The 24076-nt window shown below is 35.3% G+C and carries 22 protein-coding genes and 1 tRNA gene; 15 read left to right on the top strand and 8 right to left on the bottom strand.

The features are described from left to right. Window positions 1-5: 5 nt before the first annotated feature. From V4538_10000 to V4538_09985, 4 genes are all read right to left on the bottom strand, one after another. Window positions 6-85 (bottom strand) — tRNA-Leu (locus V4538_10000). A 115-nt stretch (window positions 86-200) separates the two neighbouring features. After that, window positions 201-677: a ribonuclease HI gene (rnhA, locus tag V4538_09995; GenBank protein ID MES2381365.1), complete on the bottom strand. Its 477-nt coding sequence runs from the start codon at window positions 675-677 to the stop codon at window positions 201-203. Next, entirely contained in the window at window positions 667-1173 is a 507-nt protein-coding gene (locus V4538_09990; protein ID MES2381364.1) for a GNAT family N-acetyltransferase, read from the bottom strand. Before V4538_09990 ends, rnhA begins: the two co-directional genes overlap by 11 nt. A gap of 8 nt (window positions 1174-1181) precedes the next feature. Then, the gene (locus V4538_09985) at window positions 1182-1682 is read right to left on the bottom strand and encodes a hypothetical protein (GenBank protein MES2381363.1); all 501 of its coding nucleotides are present in this window, start codon (window positions 1680-1682) and stop codon (window positions 1182-1184) included. 85 nt (window positions 1683-1767) lie between these two features. Between V4538_09985 and nth the strand changes: the two genes are divergently transcribed. The 10 genes from nth to V4538_09935 all read left to right on the top strand — a co-directional run bounded on the left by nth (window position 1768) and on the right by V4538_09935 (window position 9959). Beyond that, the gene (nth, locus tag V4538_09980; protein ID MES2381362.1) at window positions 1768-2421 is read left to right on the top strand and encodes an endonuclease III; all 654 of its coding nucleotides are present in this window, start codon (window positions 1768-1770) and stop codon (window positions 2419-2421) included. Between the two features lie 104 nt (window positions 2422-2525). Continuing rightward, window positions 2526-3713 carry a WD40 repeat domain-containing protein gene (locus V4538_09975; GenBank protein MES2381361.1) on the top strand — a complete coding sequence of 396 codons (1188 nt, stop codon included), beginning with the start codon at window positions 2526-2528 and terminating at the stop codon, window positions 3711-3713. Window positions 3714-3722: 9 nt separating this feature from the next. Beyond that, window positions 3723-4367 (top strand): uracil phosphoribosyltransferase, encoded by a 645-nt coding sequence (upp, locus tag V4538_09970; protein MES2381360.1) that lies wholly within the window; start codon window positions 3723-3725, stop codon window positions 4365-4367. Between the two features lie 104 nt (window positions 4368-4471). After that, entirely contained in the window at window positions 4472-4993 is a 522-nt protein-coding gene (locus V4538_09965) for an RNA polymerase sigma factor (GenBank protein ID MES2381359.1), read from the top strand. 5 nt (window positions 4994-4998) lie between these two features. Further along, complete coding sequence (locus tag V4538_09960) at window positions 4999-5805, top strand: anti-sigma factor (protein MES2381358.1); 807 nt, start codon at window positions 4999-5001, stop codon at window positions 5803-5805. 134 nt (window positions 5806-5939) lie between these two features. Continuing rightward, a complete protein-coding gene (locus V4538_09955) occupies window positions 5940-6179 on the top strand; it encodes an acyl carrier protein (GenBank protein MES2381357.1) in 240 nt (79 codons plus the stop codon). 58 nt (window positions 6180-6237) lie between these two features. Continuing rightward, window positions 6238-7491 (top strand): beta-ketoacyl-ACP synthase II, encoded by a 1254-nt coding sequence (gene fabF, locus V4538_09950; GenBank protein ID MES2381356.1) that lies wholly within the window; start codon window positions 6238-6240, stop codon window positions 7489-7491. 68 nt (window positions 7492-7559) lie between these two features. Then, window positions 7560-8291 (top strand): ribonuclease III, encoded by a 732-nt coding sequence (gene rnc / locus V4538_09945; GenBank protein ID MES2381355.1) that lies wholly within the window; start codon window positions 7560-7562, stop codon window positions 8289-8291. A 17-nt stretch (window positions 8292-8308) separates the two neighbouring features. Further along, window positions 8309-8842 (top strand): hypothetical protein, encoded by a 534-nt coding sequence (locus tag V4538_09940; protein ID MES2381354.1) that lies wholly within the window; start codon window positions 8309-8311, stop codon window positions 8840-8842. 106 nt (window positions 8843-8948) lie between these two features. Continuing rightward, window positions 8949-9959: a transaldolase family protein gene (locus V4538_09935; GenBank protein ID MES2381353.1), complete on the top strand. Its 1011-nt coding sequence runs from the start codon at window positions 8949-8951 to the stop codon at window positions 9957-9959. A gap of 72 nt (window positions 9960-10031) precedes the next feature. Here V4538_09935 and kdsB read toward each other — a convergent pair whose 3' ends face one another. Further along, the gene (kdsB, locus tag V4538_09930) at window positions 10032-10772 is read right to left on the bottom strand and encodes a 3-deoxy-manno-octulosonate cytidylyltransferase (protein ID MES2381352.1); all 741 of its coding nucleotides are present in this window, start codon (window positions 10770-10772) and stop codon (window positions 10032-10034) included. A gap of 247 nt (window positions 10773-11019) precedes the next feature. Here kdsB and V4538_09925 point away from each other — a divergent pair, with 247 nt between their 5' ends. The 4 genes from V4538_09925 (at window position 11020) to dnaJ (ending at window position 14246) form a co-directional block, all read left to right on the top strand. Next, window positions 11020-11637: a superoxide dismutase gene (locus V4538_09925; protein ID MES2381351.1), complete on the top strand. Its 618-nt coding sequence runs from the start codon at window positions 11020-11022 to the stop codon at window positions 11635-11637. Between the two features lie 50 nt (window positions 11638-11687). Beyond that, a complete protein-coding gene (locus V4538_09920; protein MES2381350.1) occupies window positions 11688-12341 on the top strand; it encodes a WbqC family protein in 654 nt (217 codons plus the stop codon). Window positions 12342-12477: 136 nt separating this feature from the next. Continuing rightward, window positions 12478-13047 (top strand): nucleotide exchange factor GrpE, encoded by a 570-nt coding sequence (locus tag V4538_09915; protein MES2381349.1) that lies wholly within the window; start codon window positions 12478-12480, stop codon window positions 13045-13047. A 68-nt stretch (window positions 13048-13115) separates the two neighbouring features. After that, window positions 13116-14246, top strand: a complete 1131-nt coding sequence (gene dnaJ / locus V4538_09910; GenBank protein ID MES2381348.1) for a molecular chaperone DnaJ — start codon at window positions 13116-13118, stop codon at window positions 14244-14246. Here the strand turns inward: dnaJ and V4538_09905 are convergent. Then, window positions 14239-15219, bottom strand: a complete 981-nt coding sequence (locus V4538_09905; GenBank protein ID MES2381347.1) for a hypothetical protein — start codon at window positions 15217-15219, stop codon at window positions 14239-14241. The two genes, dnaJ and V4538_09905, sit on opposite strands and share 8 nt — an antisense overlap. 112 nt (window positions 15220-15331) lie before the next feature. On the opposite strand from V4538_09905, the gene V4538_09900 reads away from it, so the two are divergent. After that, window positions 15332-20365, top strand: a complete 5034-nt coding sequence (locus V4538_09900) for a C25 family cysteine peptidase (GenBank protein ID MES2381346.1) — start codon at window positions 15332-15334, stop codon at window positions 20363-20365. On the opposite strand, the gene V4538_09895 is transcribed toward V4538_09900, so the two are convergent. Together V4538_09895 and V4538_09890 are read right to left on the bottom strand one after the other, a co-directional pair. Then, window positions 20350-21324 carry a lysylphosphatidylglycerol synthase transmembrane domain-containing protein gene (locus V4538_09895; protein ID MES2381345.1) on the bottom strand — a complete coding sequence of 325 codons (975 nt, stop codon included), beginning with the start codon at window positions 21322-21324 and terminating at the stop codon, window positions 20350-20352. The genes V4538_09900 and V4538_09895 overlap by 16 nt on opposite strands. 5 nt (window positions 21325-21329) lie before the next feature. Further along, the gene (locus tag V4538_09890) at window positions 21330-24050 is read right to left on the bottom strand and encodes a hypothetical protein (protein MES2381344.1); all 2721 of its coding nucleotides are present in this window, start codon (window positions 24048-24050) and stop codon (window positions 21330-21332) included. Window positions 24051-24076: the final 26 nt, after the last annotated feature.

Genomic DNA, 24076 nt, shown 5'->3' with positions numbered 1-24076 from the left:
ATGCGTACCCGGAGCCGGAGTCGAACCGGCACGATTTCTCGCTAGTGTTTGAGACTAGTGCGTCTACCAATTCCGCCATCCGGGCATTGTAAATTGGGCTGCAATTATACTCATTTTATTTTACCCGCAAAATATATTTTAAGCCTTTATAGCTTTTTAAAGCTAACCCATTAATTATAAATAATATGCTTGTGCTTTACTTACACCAAACCATTGGCGTTTTTGCTTTCCAGCTCATATTGCGTATCAACCAACAGGTTGCCGCCATCGGCTGCCTGGGTGGCTAACACATCGCAACGCTCATTCTCCACATGGCCAGCATGGCCCTTTACCCAATGCATTTTTATTTTATGCTTACTGTATATTTTTAAAAACTCGCGCCATAAGTCGCCATTCTTTTTGCCTGCAAAGTTCTTGGCATGCCAGCCAAACACCCAGCGTTTTTCAATGGCTTCGCATACATATTTGCTATCGGTATATATATCCACTTCCGTATTCGGAAACTTTAATTGCTGTATGGCTACAATTACGGCCAATAGCTCCATGCGGTTATTGGTGGTATATCGGTAACCCGCAGACAGCTCCTTGCGGTGCTTACCACTTACCATTACTATGCCGTAACCGCCATTGCCGGGGTTTCCCCTGGCCGAACCATCGGTATATACTTTAACCTGCATGCGGAGTCAGTAATTGGTTAATGGCTTTATCATCTAAACGGTAAACAGTCCACTCGCTCATGGCGGTAGCACCTAAACTTTTATAAAACTGTATGGCAGGTTCGTTCCAGTCCAACACACTCCACTCTACCCTGCCGCAGTTGCGTTCTTTGGCTATTTGTACCAAATGCAGCAATAGCTGTTTACCGTAACCCAAACCTCGGTATGCCTCTTTAATAAATAAATCTTCCAAATAAATACCCGGCTTGCCTACAAAAGTGCTGAAATTATGAAAAAACAAGGCAAAGCCTACGCACTCATCAGCTGCAAAAGCCAGTAAACATTCCGCTACCGCTTTATCGCTAAACAAATAGGTTTCAATAGCGGCCGGAGTTGCTTTGGCTTCCGCTTCCAGCTTTTCGTATATGGCCAGTTGTTTTATTAAATCAATAATTAAAGGCACATCGGCCGGGGTAGCTTTTTTTATAAGCAGGTTTGCTGCACTGTTTGCTGCCATAAAGTATATTAAGCCGTTTTAAATTTAACTCTGAATTTTTTATGAATAGGTGTATTAGAGCTTCTGGAGAAGTAAGTAAAGTCAAACTGTACTTCCCATACCCTTTTGCTTATTTTCCGGCCACTTATACGGCCATGTTTTATTACATAGTTGCCCCGCTCTGCACAAAAGCAGCTTAAGGTATAAATCATCTTGGCCTTGCTGATAGATGAGGTATTGAAATCAAACCGGGTTCCCCTTGGCGATACCTGAAAAATGATTCGTTCCACCATTTCATCATCAGCCATATTGATGTATTCTTTGGCTTTGTACTCGTATTGAAAAACCAAAGCTGTTCCCCTGCTTACTTCAAAATCAGGGTTAATGCTGTCGGGTGAATTTATTTTAATAATACGCTTGGTTAACACTTTGGCGCTGGTCTGTGCCGGGTTAAAGCTGTCGTTATTATTTTGTGCCGATATATTTACCTGTAAACCTACAAGCAAAAGCAGCATGGCAATTATTTTCATGGTTAATTTTTTAGCAATAATAAACATAACAGGGTATGTTTACCTAATTTGACTTTATTATTGCAAGCATTCAACTCAAAATGTTATGACTAAAAAAGAACGGTTTGAATATATAATTGATTATTTTAAAACAAATCAGCCAATAGCCGAAACGGAGCTGCATTACGAAAACCCTTTCCAGCTATTGATAGCCGTTATACTTTCAGCCCAGTGTACCGATAAAAGAATAAATATGGTTACGCCTGAATTGTTCAAAGCCTTTCCTACCCCTCAAAAATTGGCCGAAGCGGAGTATGACGAAGTATTTTATTATATTAAATCAGTCAGTTTTCCCAGTAACAAAAGCAAACATTTAATTGGCATGGCCAATATGTTAGTACACGATTTTAATGGTAAAATTCCTGACAATACGGAAGATTTAGTAAAGCTACCGGGAGTGGGCAGGAAAACAGCCAATGTAATTACCTCGGTGGTTTTTAACCAGCCCAGTATGGCGGTAGATACCCATGTATTTAGGGTAAGTGCTCGCTTAGGCTTAACCACCAATGCCAAAAACCCGCTGCAAACGGAAATGCAATTGCTTAAATATATTCCGGAGGAGTATGTAGCCATAGCCCACCACTGGCTTATATTACACGGGCGTTATACGTGTACGGCAAGGTCGCCCAAATGCGAAATTTGTCCCATTAGCCAATATTGTAAATCGTACCCTAAATGGCTGGCAGGTAAGCCCGTTTAGGCTCATAAACAAACATTTTGTACCAATTTATTAACAGTTACCATTTTTTTAATTACTTTCTTTAGGTTCGCATTACAAAAAATACCAGAGTTACCATTATTTCAATGAAAAAAATATTCACTCCCATTATATGCTGTTTGTTTGCACTTAATACCTTTGCTCAAACGCAAATTACTACACCTAAAACCATTTTACCCGGCCATACTAACGATGTAAACGGGCTAAGCTATTCAGCCAAAAACAACTACTTAGCTACCGCAGGTTGGGACAATACCATTAACATTTACAGTGGCGACACTGCTTTTAAATTAATAAAAACCATTAAAGCGCATTTGGCCCCTGTTACTACCGTTAGGTTTAACAATGCAGGAAACTTATTGGCAAGTGGCTCTAACGATTTCTCTATAGGTGTTTACGATAGCTTATTTAAAAAAATAAGGGATTATGCTGACCCGACAGCACACCAATCAAATATCAATGCCATTACGTTTGACAATAAAGGTAAGTTTATTTTTAGTGGCGATGAAAGAGGTAAAATTGTGTTGTGGGCTATAGAAGCCAACAAAAAGCTACGTGTGTTTGAAAACGGTGTTTCCGTTAATGCTTTAACATTGGGTACCGATCCTAAGTTTTTATTTGTAGCCGGTGCAGAGCCAACCATTAAAGTATTAAACGTAGCTACAGGTGCTGTAATGCGCTCATTTGTGGGCCATACCGATGCCGTAAATGCTATTGAAATAAGCCCTAATCAAAATTACTTAATTAGTGGTAGCAACGATAAAAGTGCCCGTATTTGGGATTTAAAATCAGGAAAAGAAATCCGTAAGCTGCCTGTTGACTGCTGGAAAGTAACGGCAGTGGCTTTTACTTTCGATAGCAAATATTGCGCAACCGGCTGTAACGATGGCAGTGTAAAAGTATGGGAAGTAGAAACAGGTAAGCTTATTCAAAACATTCCTGCACAAAGCTTTAATACCCGCGATTTATGTTTCTTTAAAAACTACACGCAAATGGCTGTGGCCCCTATGTTAAAAGAAGGTACCGATTACGGGGTTAGAATATATCCGACCAGTATAGTAATGCCTTCCGAAAAAGGAGCTGCTGCTGCCAAACCATTAATAGTAAATAAAAACCAAGCCGCTATTGACAGCATTATAAAAATAAGGCCATTAACCAAGCAGGATAGCATTAAGCTACAAATACAAAAACCTTTACCGGTTGCGCCTGCTAAACCGACTACATCAAAACTAGATTCGGTACGCATCTATAAAACACCTTCTAAGAAAGACTAAACCACTGATATGATAACCAATTTATCAGACAACAACTCCCTTGTTTGGCATTACCTTACGCAAATACGCGATGTACAAATACAAAAGGACACGTTACGCTTTAGAAAAAACTTAGAACGTATAGGCCAGATTATTGCTTATGAAATAAGCAAGGATTTAGCGTACAGTGATACCGTTACTGAAACCTCGCTTAGCAAAGCCAATACAAAAGTACTTGCACAACAACCTGTAGTTTGTACCATACTCAGAGCAGGACTGGCTATGCAGGATGGTTTTTTAAGTTATTTTGATGAAGCCGATTCAGCCTTTGTATCAGCCTACCGTAAACATAGCTCTCCCGGTGAATTTGAAATAGTAGTAGAATACATGGCTTCGCCTGATTTATTGGATAAAACCATTATACTCATAGACCCCATGTTAGCCACCGGGCGCAGTATGTACCTGGCTTATCAGGCACTTTGCCGCAACGGAAAACCCAACAAAGTATATATAGCCAGTTTAATTGCCAGCCAGCAAGGTATAGCGTATGTAAACAAGTTTATGCCACAGGCAAAAATATATACTGCCGCTATTGACAATGAATTAAACGAGCACAGTTATATAGTTCCAGGCTTAGGCGATGCAGGAGATTTGGCCTACGGAAAAAAAAATTAATACTAAAAAAATCCAAGCAGCCAATTTGTACGTATTTTATATAAATTGCACCGGCTTATAAAGTTAATTCTATCAAAGATAATCAACCATATAAAAACGAGCAATTGCTTGTTAGTGCCCTGAAAGAAAAAAACAGGGAAGCGTTTAGTTATTTATACGATAACTATTCGGCTGCACTTTATGGTGTAATAAACAGGATTACGCAAAATGAAGAAATAGCCAACGATGTTTTACAGGAAGCTTTTGTAAAGATTTGGAAAAACATAGACAATTATAGTAGGGAAAAAGGTTCAATATATACGTGGATGCTCAATGTTTGCAGAAATTCAGCTATTGATGAAGTACGCTCGAAACAATACAATAAGCAAGCACAAAACCAAAGTATTGATGACAACTTGGTAAACATTGATGCTTCATACCAGGTACAGGCAAAGGTTGACCAGATTGGATTAAAAAAAATAGTTTCGAACCTGCGACCGGAACACAGACAATTGATAGATAAAGTATATTTTGAAGGCTATACCCACGATGAAATTTCAAAAGAATTGAATATGCCATTGGGTACAGTTAAGTCGCGAATACGGAATGCTATGATTGAGTTAAGAAAAGTTTTTGATATTAATTAAGTAAATTGAATATAGAGGCATACATAGAATCAGGAATTGTGGAGAGTTACGTTTACGGACTTTGCAATGAAGCAGAAGCGCTAGACTTTGAGCGTCTTTGTGCTTTGTACCCTGAGCTGCAGGCTGAATTGGAGAAAACAACTCAGGCTATGCACAACTATGCCCAAGCCAATGCCAAAACCCCTCCTTCATTTATAAAAGAAAATATATTTGCCGAAATAGATGAGTTGGAGAAACCAACCATACATATCAGTAAAGTTGAACAAGCCGAAGTAATTCCAATTACTAAAACCAACAACAATTACTGGATGGCTGCTGCGGCTGTTATTATAGTAAGCTTAATAGGTAATGTGGTTTTATATACCAAATGGCAAAGCGCCAATGAATTGGTCTTAGCGTTAAACTCAGAAAAAAGTGTATTGGCCAATAGTGAAAAAAGCACCAAAGTAAAGCTAAACGAGTACAAGGCCGAAATGGAAATAATGAGCGACCCGCAGGTTCAGAAAATAGTCATGCCATCGGTTGATAAAACCCGTAACCAAATGGCTATGATTTACTGGAAAAAGGATACGCGTGAGGTGTTTTTACAAATAAAACAATTACCAAGCCCGGCCGCAGGAAAACAATACCAACTTTGGGCTATTGTTGATGGAAAACCTGTTGATGCAGGGGTTATAAATTTAAATAACGATACCGTATTATACAAAATGAAAGACTTCGGAGCAGCGCAAGCCTTTGCTATTACGCTCGAAAATGAAGGAGGCAGTGCCCAACCTACACTTTCAAACCTTTATGTAATGGGTGGTGTTTAAAACTCAAAAAACTGATTACAAATACTTTACAATCATTTTAAACATTGATTATCAACATAATTTAAAATGTTTATTTTTTTAGTAAAAACCGCTTTATTTGCACCCACAATTAAACATTTAATAAAATTACAATAATGTCAAACGTTGAAGAAAAAGTAAAAAACATCATAGTTGATAAACTTGGTGTTGAAGAATCAGAAATTACTAATGAGGCTAGCTTCACTAACGATCTTGGAGCAGATTCATTAGATACTGTTGAGTTAATCATGGAATTCGAAAAAGAGTTTAACATTGCTATTCCAGATGATCAAGCTGAAAAAATTGGCACTGTTGGTCAAGCTATCAGCTACATTGAGCAAAATGTAAAACCATAATTTGCTTAATTCTTTTACAAAAAATTAAAACACTTAATCTCCCAAAACTAATTTTTACATGCCATCACGCAGAGTAGTAATTACTGGCCTTGGAGCCATAACTCCAATTGGTAACAGTTTGCAGGAGTATTGGAATGGATTGTCAAATGGGGTAAGTGGCTGCGCGCCTATTACCCAATTTGATACTTCCAAATTCAAAACCAAATTTGCTTGCGAAGTCAAAAATTTTGACCCCACTCAATTCATTGACCGCAAAGAAGCAAGACGCATGGACAGGTTCACGCAATTTGCCATGATAACATCTGATGAAGCCGTTGTAGACAGCGGAATTGATTTAGAAAAAATAAACAAAGACCGTATAGGAGTCATTTGGGCTTCAGGTATAGGTGGTTTAAAAACCTTTTTAGACGAAGTGAGCGCATTTGCCAAAGGCGATGGTACTCCTCGTTTCAGCCCTTTCTTTATTCCGATGATGATTGCTGATATAGCCGCAGGGTTAATATCAATAAAATACGGATTCAGAGGCCCTAACTTTGCAGTAGTTTCTGCTTGTGCTTCCAGCACAAACGCCATAGGCGATGCTTTTATGTACATCCAGTCAAATAGAGCCGATATGGTTTTAACGGGTGGATCAGAAGCAGTAGTAAACGAAGCAGCTATGGGTGGGTTTAACTCCATGAAAGCACTTTCTGAACGCAACGATAGCCCCGAAACAGCATCGCGTCCATTTGATTTGGACAGGGATGGTTTTGTGTTAGGTGAAGGCGCGGGAGCTTTAATGTTAGAAGAATTGGAACACGCCAAAGCACGTGGTGCTAAAATTTATGGCGAAATTGTAGGGTACGGTGCCACTGCCGATGCTTACCATATGACAGCTCCGCATCCGGAAGGAATTGGTGCAGCCAATGTAATGATTGCCGCTTTGGCTGATGCCGGTATGCAACCAAGTGAAATTGACTATGTAAACGTACATGGTACATCTACTCCACTTGGCGACCCACAGGAAATAAAAGCCATTCAAAAAGTATTTGGTGAGCATGCTTATAACATCAATATAAGTTCTACCAAATCAATGACCGGTCACTTATTAGGCGGAGCAGGTGCTATTGAAGCTATAGCCAGTTTATTGGCTATTAACAAAGGTATTATTCCGCCAACTATCAATCATTTTACTGATGATCCGGCATTTGATACCCGACTAAACTTAACTTTTAATAAAGCGCAACACCGCGAGGTAAAAGCTGTATTAAGCAATACGTTTGGTTTTGGTGGACACAATGCATCTATCATTATTAAAAAATTCGAAGAATAAGTTTGATAGCCCTTTTATCTTCTATTAAATATTATTTTTCTGCCAATAAATTTTTGTACGTCAGAATAGTGCAAATTACTGGTTTACGACCCATTAATTTGAGTTGTTACCAACAGGCTTTGCGCCACCATTCTATATCCACAAAAATTCACAATAGTGGCAGTAAGGATAGTAATGAAAGATTAGAATACCTGGGTGATGCTGTTTTAAACGCTGTTATTGCAGAATACTTATTTAAAAAATACCCTTACAAAGACGAAGGTTTTTTAACTGAATTACGCTCCAAAATTGTAAGCAGGGTAAGTTTAAATGACCTAGCGCTGAAAATTGGCTTAAGTAAATTAGTAGAGTATGATAAAAAAAGCATGCAAAACATCAATTTACGTAACAGTATTTTTGGTAATGCATTAGAAGCTTTTATTGGTGCTGTTTTTTTAGATAAAGGATTTAAAAAATGTAAATACTTTATCATTGAAAAATTACTCCGTTACCATATTGATGTAGATAAACTACAACAAACAGAAAGCAATTTCAAAGGTCGTTTAATAGAACACTGCCAAAAATCAAATATAAATTTAGAGTTTATCGTAGAGGAATTAACCCATGGCAAACAAAAAATTTATAAGGTAAATGTAGTAATTGAAGGTCAAATGATTGGCGATGCAGAGCATACCAATAAAAAACAAGCTGAACAAATGGCTTCGCAAAAAGCCATTGCTAACTTAAATAATCTGAATACACCTTCTTTAGCTATTAGCGAACCAGAAGAAGAAGAGGTAAATAACGAACCCAATACTTAAATCAAAAAATACTGCTTATGAATGAAGGCTTTTCTTTTTTTCTTGAATTACTAAAATATGCAATACCCTCATTGGTTATTTTTTTAGTTGTTTATTTTCAACAAAAAGCATTTTTTGACGACAAATACCAAAAACGTTTATTAGACTTACGTAAGGACCAAGATAAAACTTTGCTTCCGCTTAAATTACAAGCTTACGAACGCTTAATTTTATTAATTGAACGCATTAGCCCTGAAAGCTTGGTATTGCGTATTCACCAACCCGGTATTGCCGCATCGCAACTAAAAATAGATTTAATAGCCAACATTAACCAGGAATATAACCACAATATTTCGCAGCAATTATATGTTTCGGCTCAGTGCTGGCAAATGATTCGCGTAGTGAAAGAGGAAATGGTTAATTTAATCAATACTTCCTACTCTAACTTAGGACCCAACTCTGTAGGTTTGGACTTAAGCAAAGCTATTTTCGAAGAAATTATTAAAATGAACGATACGCCTACACATAAAGCTTTGGTCTTTATAAAAAAGGAATTCGACATCATGTTTTAACAAGGCGCTTGTTATTCATAAATTGGGTAAAATAAAAAATTCATTTATCTGAATTAATTTTTAATATTGCCGACTAGTAAATTTTAAACAAAAAAATACTTATTTAATGGAATTATATTTAGACTCAGCCAATCTAAAAGAGATTGAAGAAGGCTTTAAATTAGGCTTTTTAAATGGTTTAACAACTACCCCTACTTTTATGCAAAGAGAAGGCATAACTGATATTGACGGTATGATTGTAAAGCTATCGAAAATAGTGCCTATCTTACAAATTGAAGCTCTTGGCGATACTGCCGAAGATATTTTAAAAGAAGCTCAACGTCAATTAGACTTAGGATTAGATATTAAAAAAACGGTATTTAAAATACCTGTTTCTTTAGAAGGTGTACGTGCTTGTAAATTATTACGCAACCATGGAATGATGGTTAACGTACATTTGGTTTACACTTTGCAACAAGCTTATATGGCTATGCAAGCAGGTGCTACTTACGTTTGCCCGTTGGTTGGTCGTTTACAAGACCAAGGACATGACGCATTGGATTTAGTAGCTCAAATTGTTGATGCTGTTGACCACTATGGTTACGATACTAAAGTAATGTTCTCATCAGTTCGTACTATGGAGCACATTCGTAATGCTTTAAACTTAGGCGTTCATACCATTACTGTTCCGTTAAAAATAATGAAACAGTTAACAGAAAATCATTTTACTACTGTTGGAACTGATCAGTTTATTCAAGATACCCGTTTAATGACGGTAAGAGTAAAAGAAGCTTTGAATAGTGTAAACCCAATAGTTGATGCAAATACCAATTTAGCGGAAGCCATTGTAAAAATGACTGAGTATGGCTTTGGTGCCATTACAGTTGTAAATGCTGATGGTAGCTTAAAAGGTGTATTTACTGATGGCGATTTACGTAGAAAACTAACTACTGACGGAAGAGATGTATTGGGTAAATCAATTGGTGATTTTACTTACAACCAACCTATCTCTATTGAAGGTGGTGCTTTATTAAACGAAGCTGCCGGTTTATTTAAATCAACTAAAGTAGATACTATATTGGTTACTGATAATGGTAAACCAATTGGTATGTTAGATATACAAGATTTAGAAGGATAATTTAATCCCTTTCCAATAACAAAAAAGACCTTGAGAATCTCAAGGTCTTTTTTGTTGCTATACGATGAAGTATTATTTATGCTTCAATAGCTTTAAAACTTTTTCTACATCTTCGGGCGTATCTATACAATGGCTATCATGCTCGGTAATGGCGCATTTAATTTTATAACCATTCTCTAACCACCTCAATTGCTCTAACGATTCTGCTTTCTCTAACGAGGAAGGTGATAACTTACATACTGCCTCTAAAATATCTTTTCTATAAGCATACATGCCTACGTGGCGGTAATAATTGTGGTGTAAATGCCACTCTGTTTCTGCTACTCCTTTTATATACGGAATAACCATTCTGCTAAAATAAAGTGCTTCCATGTCTGTATTCAGCGTTATTTTCACTTCGCCTTTGTCAAACAATACCTCGTGTCCATCTACTTTTATCATTAAAGTAGCTAACTCCGTTTGTCCATTGCATAAAGCAGCTAACAACTCTATTTGGCTTGGGTCAATAAAAGGTTCGTCACCTTGTATATTGATAATATAATCGGCTTGTAAACCTGCATTCACCAACGCTTCCATGCATCTGTCTGTACCGCTTGGGTGGTTCTCATTGGTATATACTGCCTTGCCACCAAAACTTTCTACATGTTTGTATATACGTTCATCATCGGTGGCTACTATTACGTGTGCTAATGATTTTGCTGAACTGGCTTGTTCATATACACGTTGTATCATGGTTTTACCATCAATATCTATCAATGGCTTGCCAGGAAAACGCGTACTGGCATAACGGGCTGGTATAATTCCTACTATCATAATTTTTTCAATAGTACTGATTTTTTAATTATTGGATTCCCCAAATTTTACACGATTAAAACTCAGCGTTGTTAACATTTACTGGCAAGTGTAGCAATAATTAATAAATAATAATACATTCGAACTTTCAATATAAAACATGAAACTAACACGTAAATCGTTTGTAAAATCAGCTGCTTTGCTTGCTGGTGCTACTATATTAAATTCAGAAAAAACAGAAGCAAAAATCAATTCTATTTTGGCTAAAATGGATAAGGATTTTGCTTTACCACCACTACCCTATGGTTATGATGCTTTGGAACCATTTATTGATAAACAAACAATGGAAATTCATTACACCAAACACCACCAAGCTTATGTAACAAAATTAAATGAAGCGAAAGCAAAAGCACCTTCCTGGAATTACGGTTCGCTTAACGAGGTATTGGCCAACATCAATAATTTCCCTAAAGATTTACAAACAGCCATACGAAACAATGCTGGCGGACATTATAACCATAGCTTATTTTGGAGTTTATTAAAAACCAATACCAAGCCTGGCGAAAAGGTATTGAACATGATTAATGAAAATTTTGAAAGCCTTGATAATTTCAAACAACTATTTACCAAAGCAGCCCTTGGTACATTTGGCAGTGGCTGGGCTTGGTTAATAAGACAGGATGGTAAGTATAAAATTATATCAACCCCTAATCAGGACAACCCATTGATGAATGGAATAGTAAAAGATTTAGGTACTCCCATTATTGCTTTAGATGTTTGGGAACATGCTTACTATTTAAAATACCAAAACAAACGTGCTGATTATATAACTGCTTTCTGGAGTGTGTTAAACTGGGATAAAGTAGAAGAACTGGCTTTCTCATAAACTAAACAAATAACATTATTGAACTCCTAAATTTAACTGCGGTAAGCACTGTGCCTACAAATCAAATTATCTCATCAACCATTATACTGCCGAGTGCTTATTTACCTAACTTGGTATACTGTACTCATTTATTAAATGCTGAGCATATTATTATAGAACAACACCAGAATTATATAAAACAAACCTATAGTAATCGTTGCCATATTTTAGGCGCCAATGGCTTACAGGTTTTAAGTATTCCTGTTGTTAAAATACACCATACGAAACAGGCTATTAATCAGGTGCAGATTAATTACGAAGAAGACTGGCAAAAACAACATTGGCTGGCTTTTCAATCAGCTTACGGTAAATCGGCTTTTTGGTTTTACTATAAAGATTATTTTGAAGCATTTTATCTTCAACAAAAACACAGCTATTTGTTTGAATTTAACAACGTGTTATTGAAACTTATTCTACAACTGCTAAAGGTAAACAAAACCATTACCTATACGCAAAGTTTTGAATTGGAGTATACGGAAGTAAACGATTTAAGGCATTATTTTGATGCTAAAAAACGTAGCCGGCAAGAAAATGAAGAAGCTTTACAGTTAAAAAAATATTTACAGGTTTTTACTGAAAAATATCCTTTTCAAAACAACTTATCTATTATTGATTTATTGATGAATCAAGGGCCACAAAGTAAAAATTATTTAGGGAATGAGTAAGTGCGTTACTCATCTAAACTATTTTTCTTATCATCAGGTTTACCTAATAAAATCAGCCAAAATTTCCAATGGCAAAACTTTTGATGTAGTAGGCTTTTAGAAATTATAAACATTTAGTACAAAATAGCTATTTACAATGAATAACGAGCAAGACAACGAATTAACAAACGATTCGACAACAGAAAACACTGCTGAAAATCCAGTTAATGAAAGTGAGCAAACTGACAATACTGTCATTAATGAAGAACAAAAGGCAGAAGAACCAATAACTATAGAACAAGAACTGGCTGAGGCAAAAGATAAATATTTACGCTTATACAGCGATTTTGAAAACTACAAACGCAGAACAGCCAAAGAAAGAATGGAATTAATGATGACTGCCAATAAAGAAGTATTGGTTTCACTTATTCCTGTTTTAGACGATTTCGAACGTGCATCAAAAGCCATGGAAAAGGCTACTGAAGTAAGTGCAGTAAAAGAAGGAGTTGAATTGGTTAGCCACAAGCTAAAAAACATTTTAATCAACAAAGGATTAAAAGAAATGGAAAGCACCAATAAACCTTTTGACAGTGAATTTCATGAAGCCATTACCAATATTCCTGCTCCTACCGAGGAGTTAAAAGGTAAAGTGGTTGATACCATCGAAAAAGGTTATTTGCTTAACGACAGGGTAATTCGTTTTGCCAAAGTGGTAGTAGGAGAATAAAATTAATTACAAGGTTTGAAAATTAGAGCATTTAAGCTGATACGGTTTTCAAAATACTAAAATAAAAAATGGCAAAAAGAGATTACTACGAAGTATTAGGACTAAGCAAAGGCGCTAACGAGGCTGATATAAAAAAGGCTTATAGACAAATGGCTATTAAGTTTCACCCTGATAAAAACCCGGGCGATAAAACTGCTGAGGATAAATTTAAAGAAGCTGCCGAAGCTTACGAAATGTTAAGCGACTCCAATAAAAAGGCCCGTTACGACCAATATGGACATGCCGGAACCGGAAGTCAGGGGGGCTATGGCGGAGGCGGTATGAATATGGACGACATATTTAGCCAGTTTGGTGATGTTTTTGGTAACGATGGAAGCCCGTTTGAATCGTTTTTTGGAGGCGGAGGCGGAAGAAGCCGTAGTGGTGCCAGAGGAATCAGGGGAAGTAATATCAGGTTAAAAGTAAAACTTACTTTACAGGAAATAGCTTCCGGTGTAGAGAAAAAACTAAAATACGGCCGTTTGGTAATGGCCGAAGGTTTAAGTTTTGATACCTGTACTACTTGTAAAGGCTCTGGTCAGGTACGCAGGGTAACCAATACTTTTTTAGGGCAAATGGCTACTACCAGTGCATGTCCTACTTGCCAGGGAACAGGAAGAATTATGGGTAAACGCCCAGCAGGTTCAAATGCTGACGGGTTAATAAATAAAGAAGATGTAGTTTCGGTTAATATTCCTGCAGGTGTTGCCAATGGAATGCAACTAAGCTTAAGCGGAAAAGGAAATGCAGGTCCAATGGGTGGCCCTGCCGGTGATTTAATTATTTTAATTGAAGAGGCGGAAGACCCTATTTTAAAACGTGACGGTAACAATATTGTTTACGATTTATACATCAATTTTGCTGATGTAGCTTTGGGTACTCAAGTAGAAGTACCAACGGTAGATGGCAAGGTTAAATTGAAAATTGAAAGCGGCACACAAGCAGGTAAAATACTTCGTTTACGTGGCAAAGGCTTACCTGAGTTAAATACCAATTACAAAGGTGATCAATTGATTCATGTAAATGTTTGGACACCTCAAAAACTGAATAGCGAAGAGCGTGAAATATTAGAGAGAATACGCAACTCAGAAAACTTTAAACCTAAGCCTAATGCAAATGACAAAGGTTTCTTTGATAGAATGAGAGAGTTTTTTAACTAAGTAATTCTGCCGTAATCGGCTTTAAATAATTATTACAATAACTCCTATCATAATGAGCCAGTAAATGACTATTTACCGGCTCATTTTTATTTTCAATAATGGCTATGGCTTCCGCTATATTATTTACGGCATAGCTATGGCTTTCATCAACCAAATCTTTCAAGCCTGCTTTTGCATAAGCTATTACAGGTGTATGTACCAAAATGCTTTCATGGGCTACCCTGTTCCATCCTTCGTTAATGGCAGTGAAAGCAATGGTAAATTGGCTCTCAGCCATGTACTTTAAATAGTTATCAAACTCCTCAAAATACAATACATCAAAATAACTGTGTTGTGCCGCAAAGTTTTTATAGTTAGTGCTCATATAGCAGTAATAGCCTTTTTTATGAAGCTGTTCGGCTAACGTAAAAACATCGGGATGGTTTTTAAAGCTCCACTGCCCCAGATGTATTTGTTTTTTCTTATTTCCGGTTACAAACTTTGTGTAGTAGCTATTGTCAAAAAAGTTGGGGAACAAATGTACTTTAATATTATTACGGGTAATGGTTTCAAAGTAATGAACCCAATAAGGTGCCACGGTAATAATGCTTACTCTTTTTAACGGAACATACCATAGCAAGGCAAATAACATTTTAAAATACAGCTTTAGCCAAACTGATTTTCCATCCTGTTCATCGTAATTATGCAGTACAATATAAACCCTGTTGTTGTTAAACAAATTACGAAGCACAGCCGTAAATGCAATGCGGGCAACCACTATATTGTAACTGGCATTGGCAGTAAAACCAATCAGCAGTAGGTTTATATAACCGAACAGGTTCGTATAAAATTTATTTTTCCGTATCCGTTGTAACACTAAATTTAAACCTTGTTCGTTTAAGAGGTTTACTAAACTTTGGGCGAAAAAAAGTTCGTGTTTAAAGCCCCCTGTTTCGTATTTACCAAACGATATATATTTAATTGTTTTTGACAAATTATATGGTTTAAAATCGCAATATAAATGGGTATTTTATTAAAATGTAAAAAAATAATTACGCCTCCATTTTTAAGCAATTGCGGTTATATTTGTTAATTGAACTTAATCAATGAAGAAATTAATTTTACTTGTCAGTATCCTGTTTATTAACTTAGGCCTATTTGGTCAGTCTTTGGGTAATGAATGGATACAAAATAATCAGGCCTACTATAAAATTAAGATTTCGGAAGAGGGTGTTTATAAAATAGACTCCACTACCTTGGCTCAACTGGGAATTAATTTAAACGGTTTACATCCTAAACGTTTTCAATTATTTAAAAACGGCATTGAACAATATTGTTTTATACCTAACGAAGGCGATGGAGCATTTAACACTGGTGATTATATATTATTTTATGCCGGTAAAAACGATGGCAAATTGGATGCTGAGCTATACAGAACGGCAAAAGAACAACCGCATCAGTTTAATAGTTTGTTTACAGATACAGCCGTTTATTTTTTAACCATATTACCTGTCTCAAGTCCTATACAAACAAAAAGGTTCAGCACTTTTAATGAATCGAATTACGCAGCTTATACACCTGAAAGTTATTTTATAAAAAAAACAACCATTGCCCCGCTTGATGAATATTACAGGGGTACTTTTTACAGTGTAGACAGGGAAGCTTATTACCTCTCGGAATACGTGGATGGCGAAAGCTGGATGGGCAGTAAGTTTGGATTAACTGACAGCAGGATTTATTGGCTCAATACCCCAAACATAAGCAATGTGGGACCTAGCCCTGTTCTTGAATCAAAGGTATTTGGAGTAAGTAATGCTGCTACTTCCGGTAACAACCATCATTTACAAATTGGTGTGGCTGCAAATGGCGGAGGCTTTACTACCATAAAAGATACTACTTACTTAGGCTATATTGAAACAAGCTATTTTATACCATTGAGTGCTTCCAATATTGGCTCTGCTACCACACAATTTAAATTTGAAACTCTGGCTGATTTAGGTATTACCAGCGATTTTAGTGCTTTATCGTATTTAACGCTTTCATACGCCAGTAACTTTACTTTAAGTGGCACAAGCACTTTAAACTTTAGCCATATAGCACAACAAAGCAGCAGCCGTATTTACTTTCAATTTGCCAACTATACCAAAAGCAGTCCTAATATATTGGACTTAACTAGCAACAGGAAAATTACCTGTAGTTTAACGGGAACAGATTTAAAAGCGCTGGCTGAAAACTTTAACCAGGAACAAAAGTTCTTTGTTTATGACGATACGGATATAAAAAATATCAGCTCGTTAGAGCCTGTTGATATGAACTATGTAAGCTCTACACTGAACTACAATTTTATTATTATATCCAATAAAAAGTTAAGTGCTGCTGCTGCTAATTACAAAAACTACAGAGCGCAATCGTACAATACTTTACTTACGTTTAGTGAAGATTTATATAATCAATTTTCTTATGGCTATGAACATCCATTGGCTGTTAAACATTTTCTTAAATATTTATACACTAACCAAAGTCAAAAACCTGAGTATCTTCTTTTATTGGGAAGAGGCTATCAAAACAATTTGGTAAGAAATAATTTTCAGGATGCTTACAATAAAAATTTAGTTCCTGCCATAGGAGAACCTGCCAGCGATAATATGTTTACCTTTGGTTTAGATGTAAGCAAACCTTATGCACCGGGTATTGCAACCGGACGTATTCCGGCAGCCACCAACCAGGAAGTACAAAACTATTTGGATAAGCTTATTTACTACGAAACCAATCCTGATAGCTTAGCCGATTGGCGCAAGCAGGTTTTGCATTTAAGTGGGGGAAGTGAATCAGAACAAATAACATATACTAACCAAATAAATGGAAACAAAAGCCAGATAAGCACTACTTTTTTTGGAGGTAATGTTACTTCGTTCAATAAAACCTCTTCAGAACCTGTTGAAACTGGTATACGCGAAATATTAATTGGTGAGTTAAACAAAGGAAAAGGTTTAATGACTTTTTTGGGCCACGGTTCTTTAACGGTATTGGATGTAGACTTTGGAGGTATCAACAATATTCAGAACCAAAACAAATACACTTTCTTTTACTTTAACGGATGTAATATAGGTAACGCAAGCGATGCAGACCCTAACGGCACAGGTAACATTTATGGAAAAGATTTTTTAGTAGCCAATAACAAAGGCGCTATTGGCTGGCTGGCACATTCTAACTTAACCTTAACAGGAAGCTTATTTAGCCAGATGAATACCATGTATGGCAACTTAAGTAAAAACATGTATGGTAAAAGCATTGGCCAGATTATAGCACAATCGTTATCGGAAACAACTACTTCGGGAGGCGTATTTGAAATATCGCACTCGTACCAGTTGGTTTACCAGGGTGACCCAGCATTGCGTTTGGCAAGTCCTACTTTACCTGATTATGCAATTACACAGCAAAATATTTTCTTAAGCAATAAAGATATCAATGCACAGGTTGATTCATTTCAATTGAATGCCATTATTAAAAACATGGGTAAAGCCATTGATGATACTTTGCTTGTTACAGTGGAGCATTATTTGCCCAACAACAACTTAATTACCTACGATAGTATTTCACTTATTGCTCCTTACTATATGGATACTTTAAGCTTAAACTTAAAAAGTTTTGGTAGCAGCATGGTTGGTAACAATACATTTAAAGTAATAGTTGATAAACGTAACAGTAAGACGGAGGCTAATAAACAAAACAACAGTGAAAGCACTACTGTGTTTATTCCGGGTAGTGGTTTAAATATATTAAGTCCACTTAACTATGCTTTACATAATTCTGATTCGGTTGAATTAATTGCTCAGAACAATGATTTATTAGCTAAAGATAAAGAATATATTTTTGAAATTGACAGCTCTTTAAACTTTAATACAAGCTCTACTTTTTACCAAACATCGGGTATTATCAAGTTTAACGATTTAGCCAAATGGAAAATAAAACTAGCCGCTAATGACTCAATAGTTTATTATTGGAGAGCCCGGTTTAACTTACCCGCAAACCAGGGAGGAGCATGGGTAAGTGCTTCATTCACAAAAATACAAAACAGTACTTTCGGATTCAGGCAAAGTGCATTTGACCAATACTCCAATACTAGCTTCAATGAAGAAACGATGTTTAACAGTGTAAAAAAACGACTTGAATTTGCTGACAATGAATTAAACCTTGGAATGCAAAATAAACGTTTTGACCATAGAAATATGGGAGTTATAATACCATATCAATTAAATGCTGGCGTTGGTTCTTGTATATCACAAGGAACAGTTGCTCTTGTTTTTGAACCTTACCAAGCTGAAATCCCTTATGAACTACCTAATTACCCTTTTAATTGTGCATTTGTTCAAAGTAATAAAACCAATAGAAGTTACCGTTATTATCCATTTGATACAAGAACCGTTGGTGGTAGAGAAGAATTTAGAACATTTATAGACAGTATTCCTTCGGGTTATTATGTGGCTATCTTTTCAAGGTATGATAGTGGGATAGACCATTGGGATACTGCTACTTTAAATAGTTTATCAAAAATTGGTGCTACTAAAATATCTCAAATAAAAAGTAAAAATACAGCCTGGGCTATTATAAGTATGAAAGATGCACCTATTAATTTTGCTGCTGAAGATACGGTGAATAATGACTCGCTGGGAGCCTTAGTTGACCAGGGAATGGTAAGCTTACCACCTGCAGCCAATCAACCTCAGGATACCCGTTTCATTAAAATAATAAAACCTTTGGTTACCAAATGGTACAGAGGTAGTATTGTATCAAAACCATTCGGGCCGGTAAATAGCTGGAGCAAATTATTATACTCTTTTGATGAAACGGATGTTTCCCCTAACAGCAAATACCATATTGATATTATTGGTGTAAATAAACAAGGAGCTGATACTTTAATTTATACAAACATTACATCATCAAATGTAGACCTGAGTTTAATAGATGCCAAGTTGATACCTTACTTGAAACTTAAAATTGATATGGAAGACAGTACCAAACGTACTCCACAACAATTTGGTTACTGGCAAATTGAAGCTACGCCTGCTGCCGAAGCTAAGTTATCACCTAATTTAGTGTTTACCGTAAAAAACAATCCTATTGAAGAAGGCGATAGTTTATTGGTAGAAATTGGTATTGAAAATATTGGTAAAATTACTTTCGATACCGCTAACCTGAACATAAAAATAGTAGATGAATCGCGTGTTACCAAGTACCAGTCCAATGACACTATTTTACCTTTGGCTATAAACAGCAATTATACATTTAGCAAAAAGCTTCCTACCTTGGGATTAAGCCAAAACAACCAGGTTCAGTTTACGCTTAATAATGAGAAAACTGTACAGGAGTTAACGTATATAAACAATTATATAAGCACTAATTTAACGGTTACTAATGATAACAGTAACCCGTACATAAGTGTAACTTTTGACGGGGTAAAAATTATGAGTGGTGATATTGTTTCGCCACAGCCAACTATACAAATTACCTCGACTGATAACAATAAATTTATACTCCAAAACGATACGAGTAAGTTTAGCTTATGGATAAAGAAACAAAGTAATTTTGACTTTGAAAAAATTTATATCAACAACAGCGATGTGCAGTTTATTCCTGCATCGGATAAAAACAACAAAGCTACTTTAATATATAAACCTAAAAACTTAGCAGACGATACTTATACTTTAAAGGTACAAACAGCAGATGCGGTAGGCAATAAATCTGGCTCTAACGATTATGAGGTAAACTTTAAAGTAATTAACAAATCAACCATCACTAACTTTTTCCCCTATCCAAATCCGGGTACTACCAATATCAGGTTTATATTTACATTAACCGGTAGCAAAACGCCCGATGATTTATTGATACGTATTATGACCATTACCGGTAAAGTAGTAAAGGAAATAACCCGGCAAGAGTTTGGTGCTATTAAAATAGGTAATAACATAAGCGAATATGCTTGGGATGGAAACGATATGTATGGTGACCGATTAGCAAACGGAGTGTATTTATACCAGGTAATTACCCGTATAAATGAAAGGAGTATTGAAACCAGTAAATCAAACGCTACTGATAAATACTTTACGGAAGGGGTAGGAAAAATTTATTTAATGCGGTAAATTTTATTGGTTAGCAATAACCATGTTAAAGAAGTGCTACCCACAAAAAAGGTATATACGGTTTGAAAACCATGTATAATAAAAGCCAGGCTTAAAGCTGTTTCATTGTCGATATGCATTTTGTTTAAAGCCAAGGCTACTGCCAAATGATAAGCACCCATTGCCCCCCCCGGTAATGGTAAAGAGCGTGCCAAAGAACCCACTAAAGTAATTTGTAATGCCTGCAATAAACTTAACTGGCTAGTTGATTCAAACACAAAAAACCATAAGTAAGTCATTAAAAAATAGCAACACCAAATAGCTAAGGTTTGTGCTAAAAAACCAATATTGGTAGCATACTGAAGTAGTATTTTTATATCAAGCCAAAGTTTAATAAGAAACTGGTTTATTTTTTGAATTTTATTCAGATATAAAAATATGCCAACAGCTACAACTCCAATAATTCCTAAAACAGCATACTTTTTTATGAGTAAAACGTAACTGTTAAAATCAATCCAGTTCAACAAAATTTTGGTATCAATAAATAGCTCTATACCGAGTAGAGATACCAGTAATATAAACAAGCATAATATATCGACTAAACGCTCAAATATAATACTGGTAGCATTGGCAGTTAAATCAATTTTATCGGTTTGTTTGGTAATTGCACAACGTACTATCTCCCCTGCCCTAGGCACTACAAAACTAACCAGATAACACGAAGCCAATGAAGCAAAGCCGGTATTAAAAGCCAGCTTATAATGCAGCGATTTTAATAAATACTGCCATCGTTTTATACGGATATAATAAACCACAAGGGAAACTATGGTTACCAAAAACAGAATAGAATAATTGCCTTTGAGTAAGGTATTGTAAAAGGTACTTAAATCAATTTTACCAAAACAATAATATACCAAGCCAACACTAATGATTGCAAAAGCAAGGTACTGAATAATTAAAATGGTTTTGGACTTAAACATAGTAATTATTTTACCTGATACACTAATAATTTACGATCCATCGATGTAATTAAATAATTACGTTCATCGTTCATTAAATTACCAAATTTATAGTACAGGTTAGCTTTTAACGGAAACTCCGTTACGGGTTTATTGGTAGTACTTTCAAAATATACTTTTCCTACTAAACTATCTAAATACGAAACATGATAGCCTGTACTATTATACATTAACTGCATTTGATAATTAAAACTATCAGGTAACATTTTAGTGTATAGAATACGGCCTTGGTTATTGGTAATGGTGTAAGTAATATTTTCCTTATTTAAGAAATGAAGTTCGTTATTAATAAAATAACTATTAATCGGTTTTGATGTAATGGTTTTTATAATATTTACTTTACTTATTCCAGTGGCATCAAAATATTTTACCTTAAATAAATTGGTTGAATCCATGTAATAAAACTTAATATGGGTTGAGTCAATAGCTTCGTGTGTCATGTATTTGTAGTTATTTAAACTATCAAAGCCAAACACGTTATGGGTTTTGCCATTCAACTGGTAAAAGTTAAGTTTTCCTTTTTCATCTATCACATAAGAAATGAGTTCGTTTCTAAAAGAAAAGTTCTGAATATTTTGAACCGGATTAGGCCATGCATTTTTAGGATTCCAGCCCGGTAATAATTTTGACTGAATATTATAAGCCCATATTTTATAAAACTTACCAATGGCAAATATCTGGTAACTTTTGTCTTTATAATAATCAGCCACTACTATTGGGTAGTTAGTTCCTGTTGGTATCCAAAACGGATAACCTTGTAAATTTTTGCCGTTTTCATCTAACAAATAAACCTGCGAACCTGTATTAAACAAGTATTGAACTTTTCCATTATTGAAAGCATCAACCTGGTTTACTTTACCTAAAATACGGCCAACTACAGGTACTTTAAACAATATTTTGCTTTCGTTATTAATTATATACACTTGGTTTTTGGCATCTTGTACAAACACTACATTCTGGTTGGTAGGCGAATGAAAAACGACCTGTGGCTCCATTACAATGTTGGTGTCTAAATCCAAATCCCACATCAGTTGTGTTTTATTGCTTTCGTTTACATTAAAGCTTATGTGCACGTTAGTTACATAATTTTTGTCGGTAGTAGCGGCCATTTGAAAACTAAATAGTTTAGCTTTTTTAAAATAGCCTTTGTTACTTAAATAAGTAGTAGCAAATTCAGGCTGCAATACCTGTTCAATCTGTTGCGACATAAAATCATTGTTTACTATCAGCTCAATATTATTGTTTTGATTTAACTCTGATTCGTGGTTAATAAAATCAGCATTGTTTGATAATAACGCTGACTTTAATTGTTGTTGGTAAAACTCATTAATGGTTATTAAATTATTAGCCAAAACCATATAATCGTTATACATAAAAGCAAACGTAGCTTGATGTTTAGTAAAAATATTGCCCCATCTGTAATCGAAATAAGTACTTAAGTTAACTTTAAATACATTGGGAATATTGGCTAACAAAGTATCGGTACTATTTTGAGTACTATCGGTTTGTGTTATTTGTTTAAACTCATGTAACAATAAATCCTTATTTTTAAGTTTAACAATTAACAGTTGGCAACTATCTATACTCAACTGTGGATTGTGCAATCCAATTTGTGCTATCTCGTTTCCTAAGCTTAATTTTAAATTCTTCTTTAGGTTTAAATAGTTTGGTACATTATCAATACTGTCACGTACCATATTGGTGGTATTGATATTGTTTACTTTGTAGTATTCTATTAAATTTTGTTCAAATACTTTTTCATCGTTAAAGTTTATACCCATGTAATAGGTAGCATTGGCAGGAATTAATTTTTTAATGCTTTGCTCTGATGATTGTAAGTTATTAAAACAATCAAAGTATTGAAAAAGGGAGTCGTCAGTAACACTTACACCCTTTAAATGAATATTGTTTTTATTTACGTTTACACCCAAAGCGGCCCACTCTGACATAGTTTCGACAGGCATTAGGTTTGGCATTTTACTTAAATCAATATAACTGCCTACAAAAAGCGGTAAGTTTTTATAGTTCACATATAAGTTATAGTTACCTAAACTTTTTACATAACTTAGTTTATCGAGTTTCGATGTTTCAAAAGCTTTTTTACCATTGGTATTTATCAGCGCCTCTTCAACCAATTGTCCGTTGGTAGAAACAATAAATAATTTGTTTTTATAAGCTATACTAAATGCTTTTTGTGTTTTAAAATCAACAAAGTCGTAAATGGTATTGCCCAAAAAGTTACGCTTGCTCTTGTTAAACCTGTCTTTATGGTTATCGTAAATCCAGTTTACAGCATCATCCATATCAATTTTTTTAATGGTTTCAACCATTATTAATTCATCAACTGTATTGTTTTTATAGGCATGAAATGATATAACTATGTTCTCACTTTCTTTCCAGTCTTCAAAATCGTTTTGCTCGTTTAACAAGCTATCAAGAAACTTAACATTATTATTGGCTTGTGAAATAGTTGGGTTGTTACATAATTGTTGCCAAAACAATTGTTGATTTAACAATTTGTATTGTAACGAAACATTTTTAACCTCTATGGCAAATACCGTATTACGAGGTAATACATTGATAGCATGCAATGTTTTTGTATTAATCTTAAAAAAATAAAAGACCAATAGAAAAAAAATAGTCAGTATGGAGGTTATAACTATGCCTGTTAAAATATTCCTGTTCATGGGTAAATAAAAATACGTTCAAAAAT

The sequence above is a fragment of the Bacteroidota bacterium genome (genome assembly GCA_040388375.1).
Taxonomy (GTDB): Bacteria; Bacteroidota; Bacteroidia; order UKL13-3; family UKL13-3; genus JAAFJM01.
Note: the sequence above shows the minus strand (reverse complement) of the source record. Positions and strands in the feature narration are given on the sequence as shown.

Bases quoted from the DNA above. Each gene is read 5' to 3' on its own strand.
- nth (MES2381362.1), top strand. From the start codon at position 1,768: ATGACTAAAAAAGAACGGTTTGAATATATAATTGATTATTTTAAAACA.
- rnhA (MES2381365.1), bottom strand. From the start codon at position 677: ATGCAGGTTAAAGTATATACCGATGGTTCGGCCAGGGGAAACCCCGGC.
- V4538_09955 (MES2381357.1), top strand. From the start codon at position 5,940: ATGTCAAACGTTGAAGAAAAAGTAAAAAACATCATAGTTGATAAACTT.
- V4538_09915 (MES2381349.1), top strand. From the start codon at position 12,478: ATGAATAACGAGCAAGACAACGAATTAACAAACGATTCGACAACAGAA.
- V4538_09975 (MES2381361.1), top strand. From the start codon at position 2,526: ATGAAAAAAATATTCACTCCCATTATATGCTGTTTGTTTGCACTTAAT.
- kdsB (MES2381352.1), bottom strand. From the start codon at position 10,772: ATGATAGTAGGAATTATACCAGCCCGTTATGCCAGTACGCGTTTTCCT.
- upp (MES2381360.1), top strand. From the start codon at position 3,723: ATGATAACCAATTTATCAGACAACAACTCCCTTGTTTGGCATTACCTT.
- V4538_09935 (MES2381353.1), top strand. From the start codon at position 8,949: ATGGAATTATATTTAGACTCAGCCAATCTAAAAGAGATTGAAGAAGGC.
- V4538_09900 (MES2381346.1), top strand. From the start codon at position 15,332: ATGAAGAAATTAATTTTACTTGTCAGTATCCTGTTTATTAACTTAGGC.
- V4538_09985 (MES2381363.1), bottom strand. From the start codon at position 1,682: ATGAAAATAATTGCCATGCTGCTTTTGCTTGTAGGTTTACAGGTAAAT.
- V4538_09925 (MES2381351.1), top strand. From the start codon at position 11,020: ATGGATAAGGATTTTGCTTTACCACCACTACCCTATGGTTATGATGCT.
- V4538_09990 (MES2381364.1), bottom strand. From the start codon at position 1,173: ATGGCAGCAAACAGTGCAGCAAACCTGCTTATAAAAAAAGCTACCCCG.
- V4538_09890 (MES2381344.1), bottom strand. From the start codon at position 24,050: ATGAACAGGAATATTTTAACAGGCATAGTTATAACCTCCATACTGACT.
- fabF (MES2381356.1), top strand. From the start codon at position 6,238: ATGCCATCACGCAGAGTAGTAATTACTGGCCTTGGAGCCATAACTCCA.
- V4538_09895 (MES2381345.1), bottom strand. From the start codon at position 21,324: ATGTTTAAGTCCAAAACCATTTTAATTATTCAGTACCTTGCTTTTGCA.
- V4538_09940 (MES2381354.1), top strand. From the start codon at position 8,309: ATGAATGAAGGCTTTTCTTTTTTTCTTGAATTACTAAAATATGCAATA.
- dnaJ (MES2381348.1), top strand. From the start codon at position 13,116: ATGGCAAAAAGAGATTACTACGAAGTATTAGGACTAAGCAAAGGCGCT.